The following is a 23467-nucleotide window of genomic DNA, read 5'->3' as shown; positions in this document are numbered from 1 at the left end:
CGTAATTGATGATAAGCTCGAATTCCGTGGTGCAGCGATCAAATTCCCGTGTAAATTCCCGGTTCCCGGGCTCGTCCAAGACGACCAAACACATCTTCGTCACCGGTGGTGTGGCGTCCTCGCTCGGTAAGGGTCTGACGGCTTCCAGCCTCGGCCATCTCCTGCGGGCACGCGGTCTGTCTGTAACTATGCAGAAGCTCGATCCATATCTGAACGTGGATCCGGGCACGATGAACCCCTTCCAGCACGGTGAAGTATTCGTGACGGATGACGGCGCCGAAACCGACCTCGACATCGGACACTACGAACGCTTCCTCGATGAGAACCTTGAAGGTTCGGCCAACGTGACAACGGGCCAGGTGTACTCCACCGTCATCGCCAAGGAACGCCGCGGCGAATACCTCGGTGACACCGTGCAGGTCATCCCTCACATCACCGATGAAATCAAGCGCCGCATGCGTCTGCCCGCCGAAGGCAAGAACGCGCCGGACGTCATCATCACTGAAATCGGCGGCACCGTAGGTGACATCGAGTCCCAGCCGTTCCTCGAATCGGCTCGCCAGGTCCGTCAGGACGTCGGCCGCAACAACGTCTTCTTCCTGCACGTTTCCTTGGTTCCGTACATCGGTCCTTCCCAGGAACTGAAGACCAAGCCGACCCAGCACTCCGTGGCTGCGCTGCGCTCGATCGGTATCCAGCCTGAGGCCATCGTGATCCGTTCGGACCGCGAAGTGCCTGAGGCCATGCGCGAGAAGATTGGCCGCATGTGCGACGTCGACATCGACGCCGTGGTCAACGCAGCCGACGCACCCAGCATTTACGACATTCCCAAGACCCTGCATTCCCAGGGCCTGGACTCCTACATCGTGCGTGCATTGGATCTGCCGTTCAAGGACGTCGACTGGACCAAGTGGGACAAGCTGCTTGAAGCCGTCCACAACCCGAAGCACCATGTTGAGATTGCCCTGGTGGGCAAGTACATCGACCTTCCGGACGCATACCTCTCCGTGACTGAGGCCCTTCGTGCAGGCGGCTTCGCCAACGAGGCCAAGGTCAAGATCCGCTGGGTCCCCTCGGATGAGTGCGAAACCCTGGAAGGGGCCAAGAAGTCCCTGTCCGGCGTCGACGCCATCTGTGTTCCCGGTGGCTTCGGTATCCGTGGCCTCGAAGGCAAGCTGGGCGCTTTGAAGTTTGCCCGTGAATCCAAGCTCCCCGTCCTTGGCCTGTGCCTTGGCCTGCAGTGCATGGTGATCGAGTACGCACGCAACGTCGTTGGCTTGGAAGGTGCTTCCTCCAGCGAGTTCGAGCCGGACTCCAAGTACCCGGTCATCGCCACCATGGAAGAGCAGCTGGAGATCGTCGAGGGCAAGGGAGACCTGGGCGGCACCATGCGCCTGGGCCTCTACGAAGCCAAGCTCGACGAGGGTTCGGTCATCGCCGAAACCTACGGCACCACCACGGTCAGCGAGCGTCACCGCCACCGTTACGAGGTCAACAACAAGTACCGCGAGCAGATCGCAGCCGAGGGCCTGGTCTTCTCGGGTACCTCTCCTGACGGCAAGCTGGTGGAGTTCGTGGAGCTTCCGCGCGAAGTCCACCCGTACTACGTGGCAACGCAGGCGCACCCGGAGCTCAGCTCCCGCCCCACGCGCCCGCACCCGCTGTTCGCAGGTTTGGTCAAGGCTGCCCTGGAACGCCGGGAAGGCAGCCCGGTGGCGACCAAGACCGGTGCCCGCACGGTAGCAGCGAAGTAAGAACGCAAGCACTAACGAAGGACGGCGCGATGCCCGGTATTTCTGAAACCCCCCGCACATCAAGGCAGGTTTCGGACATGCCGAGCCCGCGCCGTCTTTTGTCTACCAGCAAGGTGTACGAAGGCCGGATCTGGGACGTTGTCAGTGACTCGTTCCAGCTCAGCGAAGGCACGGACACCCTGGTGCGTGACTACATTGACCACCCTGGCGCGGTAGCCGTGCTCCCCATGAACGTTGACGGGGAAATCCTGTTGCTGAAGCAGTACCGCCACCCCGTTGGCATGGACCTGTGGGAGATTCCCGCTGGTCTGCTGGACGTGGAGGGCGAGGACTTCGTCGTCGGCGCGGCCCGGGAGCTCGCCGAGGAAGCTGACCTTGTGGCAGCCACGTGGAATGTCCTGGTGGACTTCTTCAATTCGCCCGGTTCCTCGAGTGAGGCCGTCCGCATCTACCTTGCCCGTGGGCTCAAGGATGTTCCCGAAGCTGACCGCCATGTCCGCACGGACGAAGAAGCGGAGATCGAACTTCACTGGGTCCCGCTCGACGAAGCCGTCAAGGCAGTTCTGGAAGGCCGTCTGCACAACCCCTCCGCAGTCCTGGGCATCCTGGCGGCCGCAGCTGCCAAGGCCGATGGCTTCACAAGTCTCCGCCCTGCGAACGCGCCGTGGCCGGCTCACCCGAGCCAGCGCTGAGCGTGGCAGAGGCCGCGACCCGGCCGCCCAACGGAATTGACCGTGCCGTAACCGACTACCTGCAGCACGTAGGGGTCGAACGGGGCCTCGCGGCCAACACCTTGGCAGCGTACCGCCGCGACCTGGCACGCTATGCCAACTTCCTGGCGGCCCGGGGCGCCGAGCAGCCCGGGGACATTACACGGCACCATGTGACGGACTTTGTCCAAGCCTTGTCCGATGGGTCCGACGGCGGTGCGGCCCTGGGCGTCCGCTCGGCGGCGCGCACTGTGGTTGCCGTCCGCGGACTCCACAAGTTTTGGGCGTTGGAAGGGACGACGACGGCGGACCCCGCCAGCGATGTCCACCCGCCCATGCCGGGCAAGCGGCTTCCGAAAGCCATCAGCGTAGGTGAAGTGACACGCATCCTGGAAGCTGCGGGTTCGGATACTGCCACGGGACTGCGGGACCGGGCCCTGCTTGAGTTCCTTTACTCCACCGGCGCCCGCATCAGCGAGGCCGTGGGCTTGGATGTGGACGATGTTTCCTTGGCTGATCCGGGAGCCGGACCGGCGATCGTCAGGCTGTTCGGAAAAGGGTCCAAGGAACGGTTGGTGCCGTTGGGCTCCTATGGTGCACGCGCCGTCGGGTCTTATGTGGTGCGGGGCCGCCCTCTGTTGGCGTCCAAAGGGAAGGGAACGCCGGCGCTGTTCCTCAACGCCCGCGGCGGCCGCATCAGCAGGCAGAGCGCCTGGACCATCCTGAAGACGGCCGCGGAGCGGGCGAACATCACCAAGGATGTCTCACCACACACCCTGCGGCATTCCTTCGCCACCCACTTGCTCGAAGGTGGAGCGGACGTCAGGGTAGTGCAGGAACTGCTTGGTCACGCCTCTGTGACCACCACCCAGGTGTACACGCTGGTAACCGCCGACACTCTGCGTGAGGTTTATGCGGCAGCCCATCCCCGGGCGTTGGGCTAGTCGCCGCTTCTCAGAGCTAGTCCAGAACGTTCAAGGTCAATTCGACCGCGTCCACGGACACCGCCAGCAGCGACGTTCCCAATCCGGCCACCAGCAAGAGTCCAGGGTGCGCCAGGCCCACCACCACGCGTTTGAGCCGTGGCCGGGCACGCAGGAACTTTTTCGGGACGCGTGTTTTGACCGGCACTTGGCGCCAGCCGCGCAAACGCCGCAGGAACCACGCACAACGCACAATGAAGGCCATCCACAAAACGGAGAGCACCAAGGGTACGGCCGCCACCATGAGGTTGAAGCCCAAGGCGGTGACTTCCTTTTCCGAATCACCGACCACCGACTGGACCGTGGTGGAGATGGACGCGCTCATCACAACCGAAGCCGCCCACACCATGAATGCGGCCACCAGGGCCAGGAAACGAACAAAGAAGTGGCCCAATACCGTCGCGTCAACCGCACGGAGGTGGCTTCGTGGCGTCGCGTGCAACACCAACAGGGTGGAAATCAGGGTGGGCAGCGCCGCCATCAGGACCAGCAAGTACCAGGTCCATCCGGCCACATCGACCACTTCGTCAAGGACGATGAGGCCCGCCCACAGCAGGGTCCAGGCCCATCCCGCGTAGAGCGGATGCGCTACAAGCCATCGCGGCAGCCAACTGTCCTGATCCTTAGTGCTCTTGGCGGGAGCTGCCACACTGGCGCCCGCGTCACCCCCGGCTTCGCTCATGGGGTCACTGTAGCAATGGCCGCTGCGGCAAGGGAGATCAGGTTAAGGTAGGCAGCATGACAGCAGCCCATGTGACCTTGTGCTTCCTGCTCCGGACCGGATCCGACGGCGAACACGTCCTTCTCGGAACCAAGAAGACCGGGTTTGGGCGGGGCAAAGTTGTGGGCGTCGGCGGACATGTGGAGCTAGGGGAGACTGCCTCCGAGGCGGCATGCCGGGAGGTCATGGAGGAAATCAACGTCGTGGTGGAGGAAGCTGACCTGGTGCCCGCTGGGACAGTCGACTTCGTGTTTCCGGCCAGGCCCGAATGGAACATGGCCACCACGGTGTTCCTGACGCGTTCGTGGGTCGGGGAACCGTCCGAAAGCGAGGAGATCGCGCCGGCCTGGTTCCCCGTCCACCAACTGCCGGTGGAGCGGATGTGGGCAGATGCCGAGCATTGGTTGCCGGCCATGATCTCCGGCAGGCGTATTGCCGTGCGGGTGGACCTGGCCGCGGACAACGAGAACGTGGCGGACGTGCACACAGTGGAGTGGGTGGAACCTGGGCGCTGAATCAACGACGGCGGGCTCGTCGCCTGTCGGTGACCAGCCCGCCGTCGTGGTTTCTAGGTGGACGAAGCCTTAGGGCACGTGCCGCTCTTCCGGACCGTTGTATTCGCTCAGCGGGCGGATCAGCGAGTTCGAGGCGAGCTGCTCCATGACGTGGGCTGTCCAGCCGGTGATGCGGCTGGCGACGAACAGCGGGGTGAACGTCTGCGTGTCGAAGCCCATGAGGTGGTAGGTGGGCCCTGCCGGATAGTCAAGGTTCGGCTTGATGGCCTTGGCCTCGTCCATGGCCTGTTCCAAACCGTTGTAGAGGCCCAGGAGTTCCGGCCGCCCGTAGTGGGCGATCATCTTGTCCAGGGCGGCCTTCATGGTGGGGACGCGCGAATCACCGTGCTTGTAGACGCGGTGCCCGAAGCCCATGACCTTCTTCTTGTGGGCCAGGGCATCTTCCATCCACGTCTTGGCCCGGGAAGCTGCTTCTTCAAGCGATTCCTCGGTGCGGATGCCGATCTCGTCAAACGTGTGCATGACGGCCTCGTTGGCACCACCGTGCAAGGGACCCTTCAGCGCTCCGATGGCGGCGGTAACGGCTGAATGGAGGTCCGCAAGGGTGGAGGTGACAACCCGGGCGGTGAACGTCGAGGCATTGAACGAGTGCTCGGCGTAGAGGATCATCGAGACGTTGAAAGCCTCCACGACCTCGTCCACGGGCTCTTCGCCGAACGTCATCCAGAGGAAGTTGGCCGAGTACCCAAGGTCGTCGCGGGGTTCCACAGGCTCCTGTCCGCGACGGCGGCGCTGGTCGTACGCCACTACGGCGGGCATGGCCGCCCAGAGATCGATGGCCTTCTTCATGTTGGCCTCAGGCGAGGAGTCCTCTGCCAATTCATGCCGGGCACCGAGCACGGAAGCGGCGGTCCGGCAAACATCCATGGGGTGGGCGGTGGTGGGCAGGGCGTCAACCACTTGCTTCACGACCGGATCCAGGGCGCGGCCCGCGCGCTCGCGGGCAGTGAATTCTTCCAGCTGCTTCCCATCCGGCAGCTCCCCGTTCCACAGCAGGTAGGCCACCTCTTCGAAACTGCATTTGGCGGCCAGTTCCTGAACCGGGTACCCGCGGTACAGCAGGGAGTTGGTCTCCGGATTGACCTTCGAGACGGCGGTGTAGTCCACCACGACTCCGGCAAGGCCCTTTTTGATGTCAACATCTGCCATGTTGAACTCCTTCGTTCGTAGTGCGGGTGCGCCCTGGAATTTTCGGCGGACCCGCGTTCCCCTTGATGAATCCGGAACCTAGCGGACGCCAGGAACCTGGAAGTTGAAAACGCCGGTATCGAATTGGTTGTATGCCTCGTAGTCGACGAGTTCGTAGAGGCGCGCACGCGTGAGCATCTTGGCCACGTGCGCTTCCTGGGTCCCCTCAGCCTTGATCGATTCCAGAGTACGCTCTGCAGCGCCCATGGCAATGCGGAGGAGCGTGACAGGGTAGATGACCATGTTCACGCCAACACTCTGGAGCTGGTCCACCGTGAAGAGGTCGCTTTTGCCGAACTCGGTCATGTTGGCCAGGATCGGTACGTCCACGGCGTCGCGGATGGCTTGGAACTCGCTCAAGTCACGCATGGCTTCCGGGAAGACCGCGTCCGCGCCGGCGTCCACCAGTGCTTTCGCGCGCTCCTGGGCGGCCTGCAGGCCATCGACGGCGCGGATGTCGGTGCGGGCCATGATGAGGAAGTTCGGGTCCCGCCGCGCGTCGGCTGCTGCGCGGATGCGCTTGGCCGCGGTGTCGACGTCGACGACGTTCTTGCCGTCCAGGTGTCCGCAGCGCTTGGGGTTGAATTGGTCCTCGATATGGCACCCGGCCAGGCCCGCGTTCTCGAGTTCCTGGATGGTGCGTGCCACGTTCATTGGCTCGCCGAATCCGGTGTCGGCGTCCACGATCGAGGGCAGCTCGGTCATGCGGGCGATCTGCCCGGCGCGGGTGGCCACCTCGGTGAGCGTGGTCAGGCCGATGTCGGGCAGGCCGAGATCGTTGGCCAGGACTGCGCCGGAGATGTAGACACCGGCGAAGCCCTTCTCCTCAATCAGCCGGGCCGAGAGCGGGTTGAACGCACCGGGAAACTGCTGCACGGTTCCGGAGCTGAGCAGCTCCCTCAGGCGCAGCCTTTTCTGCTCGGGCGTGGTTGCGGAGTACAGCATTTAGAACAGTCCCTTCGGAGCTGCCTGAAGGTCAATGACACCCGGTGCCGCGGTGATGTTGAGCTGGTCCAGTTCACCGGCGCCGAGTTCGGTGACGCGCTCGACGGCGGCGAGGAACCTTTCGATTTCGGCCTCCTCAACCAAACCGGCGGCCAGCGTGCGGAACTTGTTGATGTACTGCTCGCGGGCGAAGGGTCGGGCACCGAGGGGGTGCGCGTCTGCTACTGCGATCTCATCGGTGATGACAGTGCCGTCCGTGAGCGTGATCTCCACGGAACCACCGAACGCCTTCTCCGCGATGTCCAGCGAGTGGTAGCGGCGGGTCCACTCCGGGTCTTCGACCGTGGTGACCCTGTGCCAGAGTGCCACGGTGTCCGGGCGGGCAGCGCGTTCGGGAGCGTAGGAGTCCACGTGGTGCCAGGCGCCATCCTGCAGGGCGACGGTGAAGATGTAGGGGATGGAGTGGTCCAGGGTTTCCCGGGAGGCGGTGGGTGAGTACTTCTGGGGATCGTTGGCGCCGGAACCGATCACGTAGTGCGTGTGGTGGCTGGTCTTGATCAGCACCGAGGCCACGTTGGCCGGGTCCGCGGTTTCGGGGTGCTCGCGGTGGAGCTTGCGGGCGAGGTCGATCCACGCCTGCGCCTGGTATTCGGCGGAGTGCTCCTTGGTGTAGGTGTCCAGGATCGCGCGCTTGGCCTCACCGGGAAGCGGCAGCGGCACCTCGTAGGAAGCCTCGGGACCGTCCAGCATCCAGGCGATGACCCCGTCTTCGCCTTCATAGATCGGCACCGGGGAAGTCTGTCCACGCATGGCACGGTCCACGGCTTCGACGGCCATCTTGCCTGCGAACGCCGGAGCGTGGGCCTTCCAGGTGGAGATCTCGCCCTTGCGGGACTGCCGGGTGGCGGTGGTGGTGTGCAGGGCCTGGCCGACGGACTGGAAGATCGTTTCGACGTCCAATCCAAGGAGGGTGCCGATGCCGGCAGCTGCCGAGGGGCCAAGGTGGGCCACGTGGTCGATCTTGTGCTTGTGCAGGCAGATGGCCTTGACCAGGTTCACCTGGATCTCGTAGCCGGTAGCGATGGCCCGGACGAGGTCGGCACCGTTGGAACCGACGTGCTGGGCGACGGCCAGGATCGGCGGGATGTTGTCGCCCGGGTGGGAGTAGTCCGCAGCCAGGAAGGTGTCGTGGTAATCGAGTTCGCGCACGGCCACACCGTTTGCCCACGCGGCCCATTCCGGGGAGACCTGCTCGCTGATACCGAACACCTTGGCGCCCTTGCCGTTGGCGCTCGGGGCGTGGGTGAGGGCCTGGGCCCGGGCCGCAACGATCGGTGCCCGGTTCAACGAGGCGATGGCCACGGAGGCGTTGTCGATGATCCGGTTGATCACCATGTCGGTGACCTCGGCCGTCACTGCTACGGGGTCGGCGGCGACCTCGGCGATCTTGTGGGCCAACTGCTCCTCGCGGGGCAGGTTTTCTTCGCTCTTGTAGACGCGGACGTGGTTGTTCTTGACCATGGTGCTCCTTCTAGGCAGGGGTGTGGGTGGCTTTGAGGTGGGTCAGGCTTCGGTGCAGGTGAACCATCGTGGCGGCTTCGGCGAGTCGCGGATTGCCCGCGGCGATGGCCTCGGCGATGGCGGCATGCTCAGCGGCGGCAGCGTGGAGCCTGGCTGAATCGTCGGCGGCCATACGGCGGACGCGGACCAAGTGGACCCGCAGGCCACGCATGGCGTTGGCGAGGTAGGTATTGGAGACGGCGGCGTCGATGGCCTCGTCCAGCCGTCCCACGAGGTCGTAGTACTCATGGCGGGCGGGGTCGTCGTCGTTGATCAGTCCGGGGGCCTGCAGCAGTTGCGCCTGCAAGCGGGCAAAGATGCCCGGTTCGCCGCGCTGTGCCGCGAGGGAAGCGGCCCTGACTTCCAGGGTTTCGCGCAGTTCGAACAGTTCGTCGATGCTGTCCAGTGAGATATCGGTGACGACGACGCCCCGGCCGCCCGCCGCCGTCAGGCCTTCAGCGGTGAGTCGGCCCAGTGCCTCACGGACCGGGGTTCGTGAGACTCCAAGCCGTTCCGATTGTTCCACTTCGGCGAGGACCGTACCCGGTGGCAGGCGCCATTCAAGGATGTCCTCACGAAGGGCCGTGTAAGCCCGATCACTGGCGCGCATGCCATCAGTGTATACACAGAGCCTGCTTGAGGCCAGTGTTTACCAATTCTTGCGGGTTTGTGTATACATTCGCCGCATCAGTTCCGGTTCCAGCCGTACTCGTTCTCCGGCCGCCCGGGAGTGCCGTAGCGAGGCGCCCTGGTTACTGTTCCGGCGTCGGCAAGGTACTCCAGGTAGCGCCGGGCCGTCACCCTGGACATGCCCAGTGCGTCCATGACTTCGCTGGCGGAGACAGCATCCTGCCGCGCCCGCACGAGGTCCTTCACTGCTTCCAGCGTAGAACCGGAAAGGCCTTTGGGCAGCGGTAGTTCCGTGGGAGCGCGGAGGCTGGCGAACGCCTGGTCCACATCGCTTTGCGACGCGCCGGCCTTGGAGATCCCGGACAGTGAACCTGCCAGTTGTTCCCGGAAGGTCCTGTAGCTGCGGAGCTTGTCGGCAAACGTTGCGTACGTGAAGGGCTTGATGAGGTACTGCACGACGCCGATCGAGACGGCGCTGCGGACGATGTTCAGTTCGCGCACAGCGGTGATGGCGATGATGTCGGCAAAGACGCCCGCAGAGCGCATCCGGCGTGCGACATCAAGGCCGTGCAAGTCCGGAAGGTTCATGTCCAGCAGGACCAGGTCAACAGGGGAGCCCGAGGCCGCGAACTCGCCGAGGATCCGCAGCGCCGATTGTCCATCCGGCGCTGTTCCCACCAGGGTGAAACCGTCCAAACGGCCCACGTAGACCGAATGTGCATCCGATGCTATGGGCTCGTCCTCGACAACCAGGACGCGGATCTCTGTCATGCTTTCTCTTCCTCCGGAACGGGCGCGGGCAGCACAACATGGAACTGCGCGCCGCCGGGATTGCTGATGGTCATCGTACCGTTGAGTCGCTGGACGGCCTGCCGCACCAAGGCCAGGCCAACGCCCCGGCCATGGGCACCGCCGGCGGTACCATCGGGGGACTTGGTGCTGAATCCGTACTGCAGTACGTCGTCGATCGACGCCGGATCGATGCCTCCGCCCGAATCGCGGACCGTGAATTCGACGGCGGCAGCACCGGCGTCGACCTCCAACTCAACCTGCCTCGGGAAATCTCCGGTGGCCGCGGCGTCGATCGCGTTGTCCAGCAGGTTTCCCAGGATGGTGACCAGATCCTGGATCTCCAGCCCCCGGACGCCGCCGCTGCCCGAGGTTCGGACCACCAGTTCCACGCCACGCTCGTGCGCTTCGGCTGCCTTGCCCATCACCAACGCGCTCATCACGGGTTCGTCCACCGACGCCACCATGTCATCGGTGAGTTGCTGGCTCAGCTCCAGGTCCTTGGTGGCAAAGTCCAGGGCCTGCGGGGTGCGGCCCAGTTCCAGCAACGAAACGATCATGTGCAGCCGGTTGGCATGTTCGTGGGTCTGGGCACGCAGGGCATCCGAGAGTGTTTTCATTGTCTGCAGTTCGGTGCCGAGGGACTCGATTTCCGTGCGGTCCCTGATGGTCGCCACGGTGCCGTAGACCGCCGGTTTCTGCCGGCCGCGGGCCGGAACCGGGCCGATGGCAGGGGCCTGGTTGACCACCAAAATACGGGATCCGGTGAGGTGGATCTCGTCGTGCGCGGGCCTGCCGGATTCAAAGAGTGCCCGCAGGCTGCCGTCGAAGGGAAGCTCAGCCAGCTTCGGGGCGGCCTCGGGTGAGCGGTCGGCGTCGGAGGGTTCCAATCCCAGCAGTTCCGCCGCTTGGTCGTTGTACATCACGGCTTTGCCGCGGGTGTCGATGAGGATCACACCTTCACGGACCGAGTGCAGCACCGATTCGTAGTAGGCGAAGAGTTGCGCCAGTTGCTCCGGCCCCCAACCGCGGGTGACCGAACGCAGGTAGCGTCCCAGCAGCCAGGCAGCAAAAGACCCAAAGGCCAACACCACCAAGGCGATGCCACCAATGACGCCCAGCCGGTCGGCCACGTCGGTATCGACAGTACGGACCGTGACTCCGGCGGCGACCAAAGCTTTGATGGAACCATCCGCAGCCCTGACGGGTGCAATCGTGCGGACCGAAGGGCCCAGCGTTCCGGCCGTGACTTCCGTGAACGTCTCACCCCGCAACGCAGGCTCGATGGTTCCGATGTAGGGCTTGCCCAGTTCCTCGGCCCGGGGGTGGGTCCAGCGGGTGCGGTCCGGTGCCATGATCGTGATGAAGTCGGCATCGGCGTCGTGCATGACCTTCAACGCATAGGGCTGAAGGACTTCCGAAGGGTTGGCGGTGGAAGCCGCGTCGAGCACCAAAGGGTTGTTCGCGATGGACGTGGCAAGGGCCAGCATTCGCCCGCCCGCGTTGTCGTAGGCCCTGTCCCTGGCCTCAACCACGGAAAAGGTCCCGAACACCGCCGTCATCACCAGGACGAACAGCAGGTTTGCCACAAACAAACGTCGGGCAATGCTCCAGCTGTGAAACACAAGGACCTCCATGACCAATATGACCGCAACGGTGATGTATGTCACCCACGGCTCAATGATGGATATCACACAAGGGCAGCGGATTGGACATCAGTGCAGGACCGCAGCGCCTTACACAGTATCCAGAAGGAGAATCCCATGACCTCTCAACGAGGAGAGTCGGCAGTAGCTGCCAAAAGTGGACGCAAGGGACTCGACAAGTCGCATTACCTGTACATCGCGGTCATCCTGGCCGTCGTGCTCGGCGCTGTCGTCGGACTCTTGTTCCCGGAGGTCGGAAAGTCACTGAAACCGTTGGGGGACGGTTTCATCAAACTCATCAAGATGATGATTGCCCCGGTGATCTTCTGCACGATCGTGCTGGGCATCGGTTCAATCGCCAAGGCCGCTACGGTTGGCAAGGTCGGAGGCCTGGCCCTGGGCTACTTCGTGGCCATGTCCACGTTCGCGCTCGCCATCGGCCTGGTGGTCGGTAACCTTATCCACCCCGGTGAAGGCCTGAAGCTGACCCCGTACGATCCCAACAAGAAGGCGGCCACGGACAGCACCGTGGACTTCCTCCTCGGCATCATCCCCGGTGACATCCCCGTCCTGCCCACGCTGCTCGCAGCCATCCTGGTCGGATTCGCCCTCCAGAAGATGGGCAAGCAGGGCCAGCCCATCCTGAACGCCATCGGCCACGGCCAGCGCCTGGTCTTCCGCATCCTGATCATGATCATGTGGCTTGCCCCGGTCGGTGCCTTCGGTGCCATCGCCGCCGTCGTGGGTGCAACCGGCGCCCAGGCAATCCTGAGCATGTTCACCCTGATGGTGGCCTTCTACATCACCTGTGCCCTCTTCATCGTGGTGATCCTCGGAACCCTGCTCCGCGCAGTGGCCGGCGTCAACATCTTCCGCCTCATGAAGTACCTGGCACGCGAATACCTGTTGATCTTCTCCACCTCCTCCTCCGAAGCAGCACTTCCGCGCCTGATCGCCAAGATGGAACACCTGGGCGTCTCCAAGCCGGTCGTAGGCGTTACGGTTCCCACGGGCTACTCCTTCAACCTGGACGGCACGGCCATCTACCTGACCATGGCATCCCTGTTCGTGGCCAACGCCATGGGCACCCCGCTGGACCTGGGTGCGCAGATCTCCCTGCTGGTGTTCATGATCATCGCTTCCAAGGGCGCCGCAGGCGTCACGGGTGCAGGTCTGGCCACCCTCGCCGCAGGTCTGCAGGCACACAAGCCCGAACTCCTCGGTGGCGTGGGCATGATCGTGGGAATTGACCGCTTCATGTCCGAAGCCCGGGCCCTGACCAACTTCACCGGCAACGCCGTGGCCACGGTGCTCATCGGTACCTGGGTCAAGGAAATCGACAACGGCCAGGTTGAGCGCGTCCTGTCCGGAAGCGAGCCGTTCGACGAGCAGACGATGATCGCCCACGGCAGCGAGCCGGAGGCCGACGTCGAGACTGAAACCCGTGCGAAGGCGACCGTCTAGCGACGCCTGCATCACAGTCTCCTTCCGCGGCAAAGGCCGGCACCTCCCAGTGTGCCGGCCTTCGCCGTTTTCTTTTCCCGGCACAAGAACGTGGCGGAACCTTCGACCTCAACTAGAGGGTCAAGGCTCAAACAAGGGACAATGTCAAGTTCCCCGAATAACCGTGTCGGGACCTGTAGCCTGAAGGAGTAGTAATGCTGCAGCCCGGGGGCGCAGTGGCAGGGAAGATCGTCGTCGAAAGAGTGGTTAGATACGTGAGCATCGAACGGGGAACAGCTACGCTGGAAGGCGCTGGGCTCGATCTGGAAGACGCCGTCATGGGGCCCACGGGCCGCCCTCACCGCGAATTCCCGGAACCTGCCCCGCTCGCCTCCCATGGTCCGGCGCGGGTCATCGCCATGGTCAACCAAAAAGGTGGTGTCGGTAAGACAACGTCCACCATCAACCTCGCGGCTGCGCTCGCAGAGTATGGCCGCCGTGTCCTGCTGGTGGACTTTGATCCGCAGGGTGCTTTGTCGGCAGGGCTTGGAGCCAACCCGCACGAACTCGACCTCACCGTCTACAACGTCCTGATGGACCGCAAGGTGAACATCCGCGATGCCATCCAGCAAACCGGAGTCGAAGGCGTGGATCTCCTTCCGGCCAACATCGACCTCTCCGCGGCTGAAGTGCAACTCGTCAACGAGGTCGCCCGGGAGCAGGTCCTGGATCGCGCACTCAAGAACGTCGAAGACGATTACGACGTCGTCCTCATTGACTGCCAGCCGTCGTTGGGCCTGTTGACCGTCAACGCGCTCACGGCAGCCCATGGCGTCATCATCCCGTTGATCTGCGAGTTCTTCGCCCTGCGTGCCGTGGCCCTGCTGGTGGAAACCATCGAGAAAGTCCAGGACCGACTGAACCCGCGCCTGCAGGTCGATGGCGTTCTGGCCACCATGTACGACGCCCGGACCCTCCACAGCCGCGAAGTCATCTCCCGCCTGGTGGAAGCTTTCGGTGACAAGGTCTTCGAGACAGTCATCAAGCGCTCCATCAAGTTCGCGGACGCCACGGTCGCCGCAGAGCCGATCACCAGCTACGCGGGCAACCACATCGGTGCCGATGCCTACCGCCGTCTGGCCAAGGAACTCATCTCGCGCGGCGGCGCGCCCTAACGGACAGTGGGACTGTCTGTTGCCCCGGCTCGTGACGCGGCGGCCGGGGCGGAAACTCCCGACGCCGGAACCTCCGAGGCGCCCAAGGCGGGCTTTGAGGTCCGGCTGGCCAACTTCACCGGCCCGTTCGACCTCCTTCTTGGCCTGATTTCCAAGCACAAGCTGGACGTCACGGAAGTGGCGTTGGCCACCGTCACCGATGAGTTCATCAAGTACATCCGCCGCCTCCAGGAACTGGGGGAGGATTGGGCCCTCGATGAGGCCAGCGAATTCCTGGTGATTGCCGCGACGTTGCTTGACCTGAAGGCTGCCCGCCTCTTGCCCGCTGGAGAGGTGGAGGACGCCGAGGACATAGCGCTCCTGGAGGCAAGGGACCTCCTGTTCGCCCGCCTCCTGCAGTACAAAGCGTTCAAGCAAGTGGCCGCAATCATGGGCGAAACCCTGGAACAGGAAGGCCGGAGATACCCGAGGCAAGTGGCCCTTGAAGCACACTTCGCAGCGATGCTCCCCGAGCTCGTGTGGCGGCACACGCCCGAGCAATTCGGTGAGCTGGCGGCGAAAGCACTCAAGCCCAAAGACGAGCCTCCTGCCGAAGTGGGCCTGGGCCACCTTCACGCCCCACCTGTCAGCGTCAAGGAGCAGGCAAGAATCATGGGACACCGGCTGAGGCTTGGAGCGCCCCTGTCCTTCCAGGCATTGACCGCAGATGCCGGAACCACTTTGGTGGTGGTGGCACGGTTCCTGGCCCTGCTGGAAATGTTCCGCGACCGGGTGGTGGCGTTCGAACAGCCCGAGCCACTGGGTGAGTTGATGGTGCGTTGGACGGGCGAAGACGCTGGATGGGACAGCTCAAGCCTGAGCGAAGAATACGAGGCTGGCATTAATGAATGAAGAACCAGGAGTCCAGGACGGGCTTGCAGAGCTGGAAGAGCTGCCTGGCGGTGCCCGGGCTGCCTTGGAAGCGGTCCTCATGGTCATCGACCAGCCCGCCACGTCCGAAGAGCTGGCCGCCGGGCTTAACGTTACAGTCGCCGTCGTCGAGGATTTGCTGCATGAGCTGCAGCGGGAGTATAGCGGCTATACTGTTAAAGCCCCGGACGTGGATGCTGTCGGCTTTGCCGGTTCCAGCACTGCACCCCGGGGTTTTGAATTGCGGAACGTCGCCGGCGGGTGGCGGATCTATTCACGTTCGGATTTCGCCGACGTCGTGGGAAGGTTCGTCCTCGAAGGGCAAACTACCAGGCTTACCCAGGCGGCGCTTGAAACCCTGGCGGTCATTGCTTACCGGCAACCGGTCTCCAGGGCCCGGGTTTCCGCCATTCGCGGTGTCAATGTCGATTCTGTGGTCAGGACCCTCACCCAGAGGGGTTTGATCGAGGACTCCGGAACGGACCCCGAATCAGGGGCTGTCCTGTATCGGACCACCTCGTATTTCCTCGAACGCATGGGCATTGGATCGGTGGCTGAACTGCCACAGCTCTCGCCGCACCTTCCAGGCCTGGAAGGAATTGACGAGTATTACGACGCCAGCCGGATGTAGCCGCGTGCTCCAGCAGGCTGTTCGATACAACTTCATACTGATTAAGGGCACCTTCAAGGTGCACAGCGACAAGGGGCAGACGATGTCTGCCCGGCTGGCTAGTGTTGATTGAAGCACGGAATGCCGGCCATCACTACACAAGGACGGGTCATGACACAGGCGGGACGCCAGAGTTCACCACGTAACGGTTCGGGACGCAACAGCTCCGGACGCAATGCAGGCCAGGGCGGTACAGGCCGCTCCAGCGGCGGCGGCTTTTCCGGCCGCAGCGCCGGCGCCGGCAAGCGCAACTTCACCCAGGGGGAGGGGCGCCCCTTCAAAGCGTCGAAGCCCCGCGAAGCCGCGCCCTTCGATCCCGACAACCCCACAACGGCCGACGACTACAACCGCGGCCAGGCGGCACGTTCTGCCAAGCCGTTCCGCAAGCCGGGTTCCAACAAGCCAGGCTTCGGCAAGGCTCCGGGTACGCCCGGCGCCCTGAAGCCCAAACCGAAGCAAGCCAAGCAGTTCGGATCAAAGGCCTTCGGCAGCGAGCGTTTCGGTCAGAACCTCGGCCCTGTCCGGAAGCCGTCACGCAGCCGCGGGCCGCGCCAGGACGTTCCGCAGTCCGAACTTCACGACGCCGACGGCGTCCGCCTGCAGAAGGTCATGGCCCAGGCCGGCGTTGCTTCCCGCCGTGTGTGCGAAGAAATGATCCTCGAAGGCCGCGTTGAGGTGGACGGTGTTGTCACCACGGAGCTCGGAATGCGGGTGGATCCAACCACTGCCGTGATCCACGTTGATGGCATCCGGATCCAGCTGGACGAGACCCTGGTCTACATGGTGTTCAACAAGCCCAAGGGCGTCGTTTCCACCATGGAGGACCCCGAAGGCCGCCCGTGCATCAGCGACTTCCTCAAGAACAACAAAAACAAGGGCGAACGCCTGTTCCACGTCGGACGCCTTGACGTCGCCACCGAGGGACTGCTGCTGCTGACGAACGACGGCGAACTCGCCAACCGTTTGACGCATCCGTCCTACGAGGTACCCAAGACGTACCTGGTCCAGGTCCGTGGCCCGTTCCCGCAGGGCGTAGGCGCCAAGCTGAAGAGCGGCATCGAGCTGGAAGACGGCGTGGCAGCCGTTGACTCCTTCCGCCTGGTCGATTCCACCCCCGGCCACGTCCTGATCGAGGTTGTCCTGCACTCCGGTAAAAACCGGATCGTGCGCCGCATGTTCGACGCCGTCGGGTTCCCGGTTGAACGGCTTGTCCGCGTCAAGGTTGGCCCCATTGGCCTGGGTGACCAGCGCCAGGGAAGCATCCGCAACCTCGGCAGGCAGGAAGTCGGTCACCTCTTGGCATCGGTGGGGCTCTAGGGCATGTCTGCATTCGGTACGCACGGCCGGGGCCACCTTGATGGCCCGGTCGTCGTTCTCGGCACAGGCCTGCTGGGTGCCAGCATCGGCCTTGGACTGCGCGGCCGCGGGGTTCCGGTCTTTCTGTTCGACCCCTCGCCCACCAACCAGGCCGTCGCGGTGGACATCGGGGCAGGCCGCCCCTTGGCGGAGTTGGGCGAAGAACCCCAGCTGGTAGTCGTTGCTGCCCCGCCGGACGTAACGGCCGACGTCGTGCAGAAGGCCTTGTCCGACTACCCGGCCGCCGTCGTGGTCGACATTGCCAGCGTCAAAGCGACAATCCTGGCCCAATTGCGCGAGCGTGGAGTGGACCTCGCCCGGTACGTGGGGACTCACCCCATGGCAGGGCGGGAGAAGTCCGGGCCGGTCGCGGCCAGGGGTGAACTCTTCACGTCCATGCCGTGGGTCATCTGCCCTGCGGAGGAGACCTCGGATGCTGCCGCCCAGGTGGCCCGTTCGCTGGCCGGAGACCTCGGGGCGATAGTTTCCCAGTTCACCGCGGACGAGCACGATGAAGCTGTTGCCTTGGTCTCGCACTTGCCGCAGATCATGTCATCGCTGTTGGCCAGCCGGCTGCAGGGTACGCCGTTGCATGCTCTTTCGCTGGCAGGCAACGGCCTCCGGGACACTACCCGCATCGCCGCCAGTGATCCCACCCTTTGGGTGCAGATCCTCGGCGGCAACGCAGACAAAGTAGTGTCCATCCTGCACGGTGTCCGTGAGGACCTGAACCGCCTCATCGGCACGCTGGAAGCGCCGTCGGCACCGGGTGCACGGCTGGACCTTGCCCAGCTGATCAGTGAAGGCAATGCCGGCCAGGCCAGAATCCCGGGCAAACACGGCGGTCCGCCGCAGGCTTACTCGTGGCTCACTATCCTGGTGGACGACAAGCCCGGGCAAATCGCGCAGCTGCTCACGGAGATCGGCGAGATCGGTGTGAACCTCGAAGACCTGCGGCTCGACCATTCGTCGGGACAGAACGTGGGCATGGTGGAGCTTTCCGTGCTTCCCAGCAAGCATGACCTCCTTGTTGAAGCTTTGACTGACCGTGGATGGCGGGTACTCCAGTAATGACACGTGAATTCTTCGGCCCCGAGACGGTCGCACGCCCCGGCAAGCCCTTGGTGATCGCGATCGACGGCCCTTCAGGCTCTGGAAAATCGAGTGTCAGCAAGGAAGTTGCCCGACGCTTGAAGCTGGCCTACTTGGACACGGGCGCAATGTATCGGGCCTTGACGTGGTACTGCCTGAAGACCGGAGTGGACCTTCACGACGGCGCTGCTGTGGAGCACGCATCCAAGACCATACCCTTGGAGGTCAGCACCAGCGCTGCCAAGGAATACGTGGCCGTGGATGGAACGGACATCACCGACGAGATCCGGGAACCCCTGATTTCCTCGTCCGTCAGTGCCGTGGCCACCACGCTGGGGGCACGTACCGAACTGATCCGCCGCCAGCGCGAGCTGATTGACCAGCACCACCACCGCATGGTGGTCGAAGGACGCGACATCACCACCGTCGTCGCGCCCAACGCCGAGGTCCGCATGCTCCTGACCGCCAGCGAGGAAGCCAGGCTCCGGCGTCGTGGTATCCAGTTGGGCGGCACCCAGAGCAAGGAACAGCTTGCTGCCCAGGTGATCCAGCGCGACGCCAAGGACTCAACGGTGGTGAACTTCACCCAGGCCGCCGATGGCGTGGTAACCCTCGATTCCTCGGACCTCGATTTCGAGGAAACGGTGGACACCGCCCTGGCGATCGTCAGCAAGGTCATCTATGGCGACTGAAACCCAGCTGCCAGCCGCATGGACGCGCCTGTGGAGCCGCCCGGTGGGGTGGATCCTGGACCACGTCCTATACCGGACCGTGGTGTCGGGCAAGAGCAACGTACCCGCAGCGGGACCGGTGGTTTTCGCCGCGAACCACATCAGTTTCCTGGACGGTCCCGTGATGTTCGGGGCCGCGCCGCGGCCCATGCACATCCTGGTCAAGAAAGAGATGTTTACGGGCTTCCTGGGCAAGGTCCTCACGGGCTCGGGTCAGATTCCAGTGGACCGGACCGGTGACCGCACTGCCCTGCACATCGGCAAGCAATTGCTCGACGACGGCCGTTGCGTCGGGATTCTTCCTGAAGGAACCCGGGGGAGCGGTGCCGCGGAAAGCATCAGCAACGGTGTTGCCTGGCTCGCCATCAACTCCGGAGCCACAGTCATTCCGGTCGCGATCCTTGGAACCCGGCAGGGGGACGAGCACCGCGACCATATCCCCAAACTACGCCGCAAGCTCCATGTCAGCTTCGGCGAACCCATCACGGTGAAGCGCCGGAAGGGCGAACCGGGGCGTGTTTCAATGGACAGGGCGGCCGCGGAAATCCGCGAAGCCCTGGCCGGACACGTCCAGGACGCCATTCGGGCCACGGGCCAGTCCCTACCCGCGGAGCCTGTGCCCGCGACGCCCACGCGGCAGCACCGCCCATCAGAAGTAGCCGGGACGCCGGCAGACCACCACTAAGGAAAGTGCAATGAGCGATACGACTCAAAAATCCGGACTTCACGGAGCCGGCGACGACGAATACACGCCCACCGGCACCGACCAGGTGGCGGAAAACCTGGCTGCCCTGGACGACGACGAGGCGGAGCTGCGTGCCGCCACCCTCCGGGCTGGCCTGGACGACTACGAACTCGACGACGAAGATGCCGCGCTGCTCAGCGGTGAGTACGGCGACGAAGGCGAGGAAGGTCCCCTCAAGCTGGACCCCGTCCTGGCCATTATCGGGCGTCCGAACGTGGGCAAGTCCACCTTGGTCAACCGGATCCTTGGCCGCCGCGAAGCCGTGGTCGAGGACACCCCCGGCGTGACCCGCGACCGCGTGATGTACTCGGCCCGCTGGAACGGCCGTAACTTCACCCTCGTGGACACCGGGGGATGGGAACACGACGCCAAGGGAATCCATGCCCGGGTAGCAGAACAGGCCGAGATGGCCGTTGAGCTCGCTGACGCCGTTCTCTTCGTGGTGGACTCCGCTGTTGGTGCTACTGCCACCGATGAAGGCGTCATGAAGATGCTCCGCAAGAGCAAGAAGCCCGTCATCATGGTCGCCAACAAGGTGGACGACTTTGCACAGGAAGCAGATTCCGCCGCGCTGTGGGGTCTGGGTTTCGGTGAACCGTACCCGGTATCTGCCCTTCACGGCCGTGGCGTTGCCGACCTCCTCGACCACGTCATGGATACCCTTCCCGAGTACTCCCTCGTTGAAGGCGTGGAGCGCTCAGGCGGTCCGCGCAGGATCGCCTTGATCGGACGACCGAACGTGGGCAAGTCCTCGTTGCTGAACAAGCTCGCCGGATCCGAACGCGTTGTCGTGGACCCGCTGGCCGGCACCACGCGCGACCCCGTAGACGAGTTCATCGAGCTCGGCGGGCGCACCTGGCGCTTCGTGGACACCGCAGGTATCCGCCGCCGCCAGCACATGGCCCAGGGTGCGGACTTCTACGCATCCTTGCGCACGCAGGCCGCGCTCGAAAAGGCGGAGGTCGCCGTCGTTCTTCTTGCTGTCGACGAAGTCCTCAGCGAGCAGGATGTCCGCATCCTACAGTTGGCCATTGAGTCCGGCCGCGCGTTGGTGCTGGCGTTCAACAAGTGGGACCTGCTGGACGACGAACGCCGCCGGTACCTCGAGCGCGAAATCGAGCAGGACCTTGCGCACGTCGAGTGGGCACCGCGCGTGAACATCTCGGCCAAGACCGGCTGGCACAAGGACCGCCTTGTTCCCGCGCTGGACACAGCCTTGGAGAGCTGGGACCGCCGCATCCCCACGGGACGCCTCAACGCATTCCTGGGTGAACTGGTGGCAGCCCACCCGCACCCCGTCCGTGGTGGAAAGCAGCCGCGTATTCTCTTCGGCACCCAGGCTTCAAGCCGTCCGCCGAAGTTCGTGCTGTTCACCACCGGCTTCCTGGACCCGGGATACCGTCGCTTCATCACCCGCCGCCTCCGCGAAACGTTTGGCTTCGAGGGCACGCCCATCGAAGTCAGCATGCGCGTACGCGAGAAGCGGGGCAAGAAGCGCTAAGTGAGACGCGCATCACAGCCGACTTTGGCTGTGATGGCGTCTTCGACCTCCAACTTCGTGTAAGCTTTTGGAGGTGGTTCGGCCGGACTGCTTAGGTGGGACTCTTCGGAGAAATGCCTGGGCGGAGAACGGTGGAACCAGCGGGCTGTAGCGCAGCTTGGTAGCGCACTTGACTGGGGGTCAAGGGGTCGCAGGTTCAAATCCTGTCAGCCCGACCAAAAAGGCCGGAATTACGTGGAAACACGTGATTCCGGCCTTTGGTCGTTAAAGTCGCGGGCCTGTTCGGCAGGCCCGCCCTGCAGGGCGGGCTCGCACGAACAAGCCCGGGGGCGGCTAAACCTTTTGGAGCGCCCCGAGCGCCCTCACCAGTGGCTCAAGTTCGGGTACAGCCTCAGCGGCCTCCAGGGCTGTGGCCAGGGTTTCGTCATGGACGGGCTTGGCGGCTTCCAGGAGCTTTTGCCCGGCCGATGTCAGCTCCGTGTAGATCCCGCGCCGGTCATCGGCGCACAGAATGCGGGTCAGCAGCCCGCGATCTTCCAGTCGGTTGACCAGACGGGTTGTGGCGCTGCTGGAGAGTGCAGTGGCGCGGGCGAGTTGCTGCATCCGCATGTGCCAACCATCCTGGCGGCTCAGGGCATCCAGGACGGTGTACTCCACAACCGAGAGGTCATTGGAGGACTGGAGTGCCTTCTCCAGTTCCGCCTCGATGCTCCCGTGCAGGGCGGCAAGGGTACGCCAGCCCTGTGCCCGTACTTCTACGGCGTCATCCTTGATGCCCATGTCTGCTGTGCTCCTGCCTTGGTTGAGTCGGTCGCGACGCATCCAAAAGTAGTTGCTTGCGCAAGTACCTAGCGTGTGCAACTATATATAGAGCGTCTGCAACTATTATTCTACGGTTCCCGGCGGCGCACTTCCACTTCCCCAGGGGAACCACCTTATGAAGGAGTTCCACATGCCCGCAGGGTTGATTGCCCTTGCCCTCGGCGGATTCGGTATCGGACTGACCGAATTCGTGATCATGGGCCTCTTGCCGGAAGTTGCCGCCGACTTCCAGGTCAGTGAGGCTTCGGCTGGCTGGTTCATCTCCGGCTACGCCCTCAGCGTCACGGTTGGCGCCCTTTTGGTGACGGCCGCCGTGACCCGGCTTCCACGCAAGCCCGTACTCATGGGCTTGCTCGTATTGTTCATTGCAGGCAACTTCCTCTCAGCAATAGCCGATTCCTACCCGGCCATGCTGATCGGACGGATCGTGGCGGCCCTGTGCCACGGCGCCTTCTTCGGCATCGGCTCAGTGGTGGCCGCAAGCCTCGTACCTGCCCACAAAAAGGCTGGCGCCATCGCGATCATGTTCACTGGACTGACTGCTGCCAACGTCCTGGGCGTTCCCTTCGGGACTCTGCTGGGGCAGAACTTCGGCTGGCGTTCGACGTTCTGGGCCATCACCGCCATTGGCGTGGTAGCGCTGCTGGGAATCGCACTCATGGTTCCCAGGGACAGCGCCGGGCCCGCGAAGGGTCTTCGCAGCGAACTTGGCGCCTTCACCTCCGGCCAGGTGTGGCTTTCCATCATTGTGACCATTCTTGGATTCGGTGGCATGTTTGGAGCGTTCACCTACATCGCCTTCACGCTCACAGAGGTCTCCGGATTCGAATCCAGTGCGGTGCCGTGGCTGTTGGTGCTCTTCGGTGGTGGTCTGTTCGCAGGCAACTTCCTGGGTGGCAAGGCCGCTGACAAGGCCTTGGACAAGTCGCTCATCCTCATCCTTGCCGGACTGGCTGTGGTCCTGGTCTTCTTCGCCCTGACAGCCTCCAGCAGCATTGCCACGTTGGTCTCCCTGGCACTGATGGGCGGCTTCGGGTTCGCGACCGTTCCGGGTCTCCAAATGCGTGTCATGCATTTTGCTGCCACTGCGCCCACGCTGGCATCGGGTGCGAACATCGGCGCATTCAACCTTGGCAATGCGCTGGGTGCCTGGCTTGGCGGTGTCACAATCTCCGCCGGTCTCGGCTACACCTCGCCCATTTGGGCCGGTGCCGCGATCACCGTTGCCGCCCTTCTGGTCATGCTGGCAGCAGCTGCAGCAGCCAAGCGCGGGGGAGCGGCGGCACCCAAGTCATCGTCCGACGTCGAACGCGAACCCCGCGGGGCCACGGTCGCCTAACGCGCGGATTACATAAGAAGCCCGTCCCGGATCACCCGCGACGGGCTTCTCGGCGTTCTGGCGCCGGGGCCGGGCTCTGCACTTTGTGTTCGGCGCAATCATGGAAAATCCCCATCGGACGCGGGGGAAATATGCATATACTTTCAGCGGTGGTCAGCTGTGCAGGCCGCCGTCGAGGTTCGT

At 63.8% G+C, this 23467-nt stretch carries 22 protein-coding genes and 1 tRNA gene; 15 read left to right on the top strand and 8 right to left on the bottom strand.

Annotated features, from left to right (window positions below; translation table 11 throughout):
• Nucleotides 1-8: 8 nt before the first annotated feature.
• Genes FDP28_RS16495 through xerD form a run of 3 tightly spaced genes read left to right on the top strand, consistent with a single transcriptional unit; the run spans nt 9 to nt 3408 of the window.
• The gene (locus FDP28_RS16495) at nt 9-1754 is read left to right on the top strand and encodes a CTP synthase (RefSeq protein WP_144662616.1); all 1746 of its coding nucleotides are present in this window, start codon (nt 9-11) and stop codon (nt 1752-1754) included.
• A 29-nt stretch (nt 1755-1783) separates the two neighbouring features.
• Nucleotides 1784-2446 carry an NUDIX domain-containing protein gene (locus FDP28_RS16490; RefSeq protein ID WP_144662615.1) on the top strand — a complete coding sequence of 221 codons (663 nt, stop codon included), beginning with the start codon at nt 1784-1786 and terminating at the stop codon, nt 2444-2446.
• Nucleotides 2419-3408 carry a site-specific tyrosine recombinase XerD gene (xerD, locus tag FDP28_RS16485; RefSeq protein WP_144662614.1) on the top strand — a complete coding sequence of 330 codons (990 nt, stop codon included), beginning with the start codon at nt 2419-2421 and terminating at the stop codon, nt 3406-3408. Before FDP28_RS16490 ends, xerD begins: the two co-directional genes overlap by 28 nt.
• 16 nt (nt 3409-3424) lie before the next feature.
• Here the strand turns inward: xerD and FDP28_RS16480 are convergent, their stop codons facing one another.
• The gene (locus FDP28_RS16480) at nt 3425-4129 is read right to left on the bottom strand and encodes a hypothetical protein (protein ID WP_144662613.1); all 705 of its coding nucleotides are present in this window, start codon (nt 4127-4129) and stop codon (nt 3425-3427) included.
• Between the two features lie 56 nt (nt 4130-4185).
• Here FDP28_RS16480 and FDP28_RS16475 point away from each other — a divergent pair, with 56 nt between their 5' ends.
• Nucleotides 4186-4683 (top strand): 8-oxo-dGTP diphosphatase, encoded by a 498-nt coding sequence (locus FDP28_RS16475; RefSeq protein WP_144662612.1) that lies wholly within the window; start codon nt 4186-4188, stop codon nt 4681-4683.
• A 69-nt stretch (nt 4684-4752) separates the two neighbouring features.
• Here the strand turns inward: FDP28_RS16475 and FDP28_RS16470 are convergent, their stop codons facing one another.
• The 6 genes from FDP28_RS16470 to FDP28_RS16445 form a co-directional block, all read right to left on the bottom strand.
• Nucleotides 4753-5892 (bottom strand): bifunctional 2-methylcitrate synthase/citrate synthase, encoded by a 1140-nt coding sequence (locus FDP28_RS16470; RefSeq protein ID WP_144662611.1) that lies wholly within the window; start codon nt 5890-5892, stop codon nt 4753-4755.
• 78 nt (nt 5893-5970) lie between these two features.
• Nucleotides 5971-6876, bottom strand: a complete 906-nt coding sequence (gene prpB / locus FDP28_RS16465; protein WP_144662610.1) for a methylisocitrate lyase — start codon at nt 6874-6876, stop codon at nt 5971-5973.
• Complete coding sequence (locus FDP28_RS16460; protein WP_144662609.1) at nt 6877-8397, bottom strand: MmgE/PrpD family protein; 1521 nt, start codon at nt 8395-8397, stop codon at nt 6877-6879. It abuts the gene before it with no gap.
• 10 nt (nt 8398-8407) lie between these two features.
• Nucleotides 8408-9046, bottom strand: coding sequence for a GntR family transcriptional regulator (locus tag FDP28_RS16455; protein ID WP_144662608.1), 639 nt, complete (start codon nt 9044-9046; stop codon nt 8408-8410).
• 77 nt (nt 9047-9123) lie between these two features.
• Complete coding sequence (locus FDP28_RS16450; RefSeq protein ID WP_144662607.1) at nt 9124-9837, bottom strand: response regulator; 714 nt, start codon at nt 9835-9837, stop codon at nt 9124-9126.
• A complete protein-coding gene (locus tag FDP28_RS16445) occupies nt 9834-11480 on the bottom strand; it encodes a sensor histidine kinase (protein ID WP_144662636.1) in 1647 nt (548 codons plus the stop codon). Before FDP28_RS16445 ends, FDP28_RS16450 begins: the two co-directional genes overlap by 4 nt.
• Nucleotides 11481-11618: 138 nt before the next feature.
• On the opposite strand from FDP28_RS16445, the gene FDP28_RS16440 reads away from it, so the two are divergent.
• From FDP28_RS16440 to FDP28_RS16395, 10 genes are all read left to right on the top strand, one after another.
• On the top strand, nt 11619-12965 hold the full coding sequence (locus FDP28_RS16440; protein ID WP_144662606.1) for a cation:dicarboxylate symporter family transporter: 1347 nt from the start codon (nt 11619-11621) through the stop codon (nt 12963-12965).
• Nucleotides 12966-13219: 254 nt separating this feature from the next.
• On the top strand, nt 13220-14119 hold the full coding sequence (locus tag FDP28_RS16435; protein WP_144662635.1) for a ParA family protein: 900 nt from the start codon (nt 13220-13222) through the stop codon (nt 14117-14119).
• 6 nt (nt 14120-14125) lie between these two features.
• Nucleotides 14126-15010: a segregation and condensation protein A gene (locus tag FDP28_RS16430; RefSeq protein ID WP_144662605.1), complete on the top strand. Its 885-nt coding sequence runs from the start codon at nt 14126-14128 to the stop codon at nt 15008-15010.
• The gene (gene scpB / locus FDP28_RS16425) at nt 15003-15659 is read left to right on the top strand and encodes an SMC-Scp complex subunit ScpB (protein WP_144662604.1); all 657 of its coding nucleotides are present in this window, start codon (nt 15003-15005) and stop codon (nt 15657-15659) included. Before FDP28_RS16430 ends, scpB begins: the two co-directional genes overlap by 8 nt.
• A 150-nt stretch (nt 15660-15809) precedes the next feature.
• Entirely contained in the window at nt 15810-17015 is a 1206-nt protein-coding gene (locus FDP28_RS16420) for a pseudouridine synthase (RefSeq protein ID WP_144662603.1), read from the top strand.
• Between the two features lie 3 nt (nt 17016-17018).
• Complete coding sequence (locus FDP28_RS16415) at nt 17019-18125, top strand: prephenate dehydrogenase (protein ID WP_144662602.1); 1107 nt, start codon at nt 17019-17021, stop codon at nt 18123-18125.
• The gene (cmk, locus tag FDP28_RS16410) at nt 18125-18838 is read left to right on the top strand and encodes a (d)CMP kinase (RefSeq protein ID WP_144662601.1); all 714 of its coding nucleotides are present in this window, start codon (nt 18125-18127) and stop codon (nt 18836-18838) included. Before FDP28_RS16415 ends, cmk begins: the two co-directional genes overlap by 1 nt.
• A complete protein-coding gene (locus FDP28_RS16405) occupies nt 18828-19562 on the top strand; it encodes a lysophospholipid acyltransferase family protein (protein ID WP_186313661.1) in 735 nt (244 codons plus the stop codon). Before cmk ends, FDP28_RS16405 begins: the two co-directional genes overlap by 11 nt.
• Nucleotides 19563-19572: 10 nt before the next feature.
• Nucleotides 19573-21123 (top strand): ribosome biogenesis GTPase Der, encoded by a 1551-nt coding sequence (gene der / locus FDP28_RS16400; protein ID WP_144662600.1) that lies wholly within the window; start codon nt 19573-19575, stop codon nt 21121-21123.
• Between the two features lie 141 nt (nt 21124-21264).
• Nucleotides 21265-21341 (top strand) — tRNA-Pro (locus FDP28_RS16395).
• Between the two features lie 115 nt (nt 21342-21456).
• Here FDP28_RS16395 and FDP28_RS16390 read toward each other — a convergent pair.
• On the bottom strand, nt 21457-21903 hold the full coding sequence (locus tag FDP28_RS16390; RefSeq protein WP_144662633.1) for a MarR family winged helix-turn-helix transcriptional regulator: 447 nt from the start codon (nt 21901-21903) through the stop codon (nt 21457-21459).
• Nucleotides 21904-22075: 172 nt separating this feature from the next.
• Here FDP28_RS16390 and FDP28_RS16385 point away from each other — a divergent pair, with 172 nt between their 5' ends.
• Nucleotides 22076-23284, top strand: a complete 1209-nt coding sequence (locus tag FDP28_RS16385) for an MFS transporter (protein ID WP_144662599.1) — start codon at nt 22076-22078, stop codon at nt 23282-23284.
• Nucleotides 23285-23467: the final 183 nt, after the last annotated feature.

Source organism: Paenarthrobacter nicotinovorans (assembly GCF_007670255.1).
Lineage (GTDB): Bacteria > Actinomycetota > Actinomycetes > Actinomycetales > Micrococcaceae > Arthrobacter > Arthrobacter nicotinovorans_B.
The sequence above is the reverse complement of the archived record's forward strand: the minus strand, read 5'-3'. Positions and strand labels throughout refer to the sequence as shown.

Coding starts and splice junctions, on each gene's coding strand:
- FDP28_RS16470 (WP_144662611.1), bottom strand. CDS start 5,892: ATGGCAGATGTTGACATCAAAAAGGGCCTTGCCGGAGTCGTGGTGGAC.
- FDP28_RS16455 (WP_144662608.1), bottom strand. CDS start 9,046: ATGCGCGCCAGTGATCGGGCTTACACGGCCCTTCGTGAGGACATCCTT.
- FDP28_RS16385 (WP_144662599.1), top strand. CDS start 22,076: ATGCCCGCAGGGTTGATTGCCCTTGCCCTCGGCGGATTCGGTATCGGA.
- cmk (WP_144662601.1), top strand. CDS start 18,125: ATGACACGTGAATTCTTCGGCCCCGAGACGGTCGCACGCCCCGGCAAG.
- FDP28_RS16460 (WP_144662609.1), bottom strand. CDS start 8,397: ATGGTCAAGAACAACCACGTCCGCGTCTACAAGAGCGAAGAAAACCTG.
- FDP28_RS16490 (WP_144662615.1), top strand. CDS start 1,784: ATGCCCGGTATTTCTGAAACCCCCCGCACATCAAGGCAGGTTTCGGAC.
- scpB (WP_144662604.1), top strand. CDS start 15,003: ATGAATGAAGAACCAGGAGTCCAGGACGGGCTTGCAGAGCTGGAAGAG.
- FDP28_RS16480 (WP_144662613.1), bottom strand. CDS start 4,129: ATGAGCGAAGCCGGGGGTGACGCGGGCGCCAGTGTGGCAGCTCCCGCC.
- FDP28_RS16495 (WP_144662616.1), top strand. CDS start 9: ATGATAAGCTCGAATTCCGTGGTGCAGCGATCAAATTCCCGTGTAAAT.
- FDP28_RS16405 (WP_186313661.1), top strand. CDS start 18,828: ATGGCGACTGAAACCCAGCTGCCAGCCGCATGGACGCGCCTGTGGAGC.
- FDP28_RS16420 (WP_144662603.1), top strand. CDS start 15,810: ATGACACAGGCGGGACGCCAGAGTTCACCACGTAACGGTTCGGGACGC.
- der (WP_144662600.1), top strand. CDS start 19,573: ATGAGCGATACGACTCAAAAATCCGGACTTCACGGAGCCGGCGACGAC.
- FDP28_RS16440 (WP_144662606.1), top strand. CDS start 11,619: ATGACCTCTCAACGAGGAGAGTCGGCAGTAGCTGCCAAAAGTGGACGC.
- prpB (WP_144662610.1), bottom strand. CDS start 6,876: ATGCTGTACTCCGCAACCACGCCCGAGCAGAAAAGGCTGCGCCTGAGG.
- FDP28_RS16450 (WP_144662607.1), bottom strand. CDS start 9,837: ATGACAGAGATCCGCGTCCTGGTTGTCGAGGACGAGCCCATAGCATCG.
- FDP28_RS16475 (WP_144662612.1), top strand. CDS start 4,186: ATGACAGCAGCCCATGTGACCTTGTGCTTCCTGCTCCGGACCGGATCC.
- FDP28_RS16415 (WP_144662602.1), top strand. CDS start 17,019: ATGTCTGCATTCGGTACGCACGGCCGGGGCCACCTTGATGGCCCGGTC.
- FDP28_RS16390 (WP_144662633.1), bottom strand. CDS start 21,903: ATGGGCATCAAGGATGACGCCGTAGAAGTACGGGCACAGGGCTGGCGT.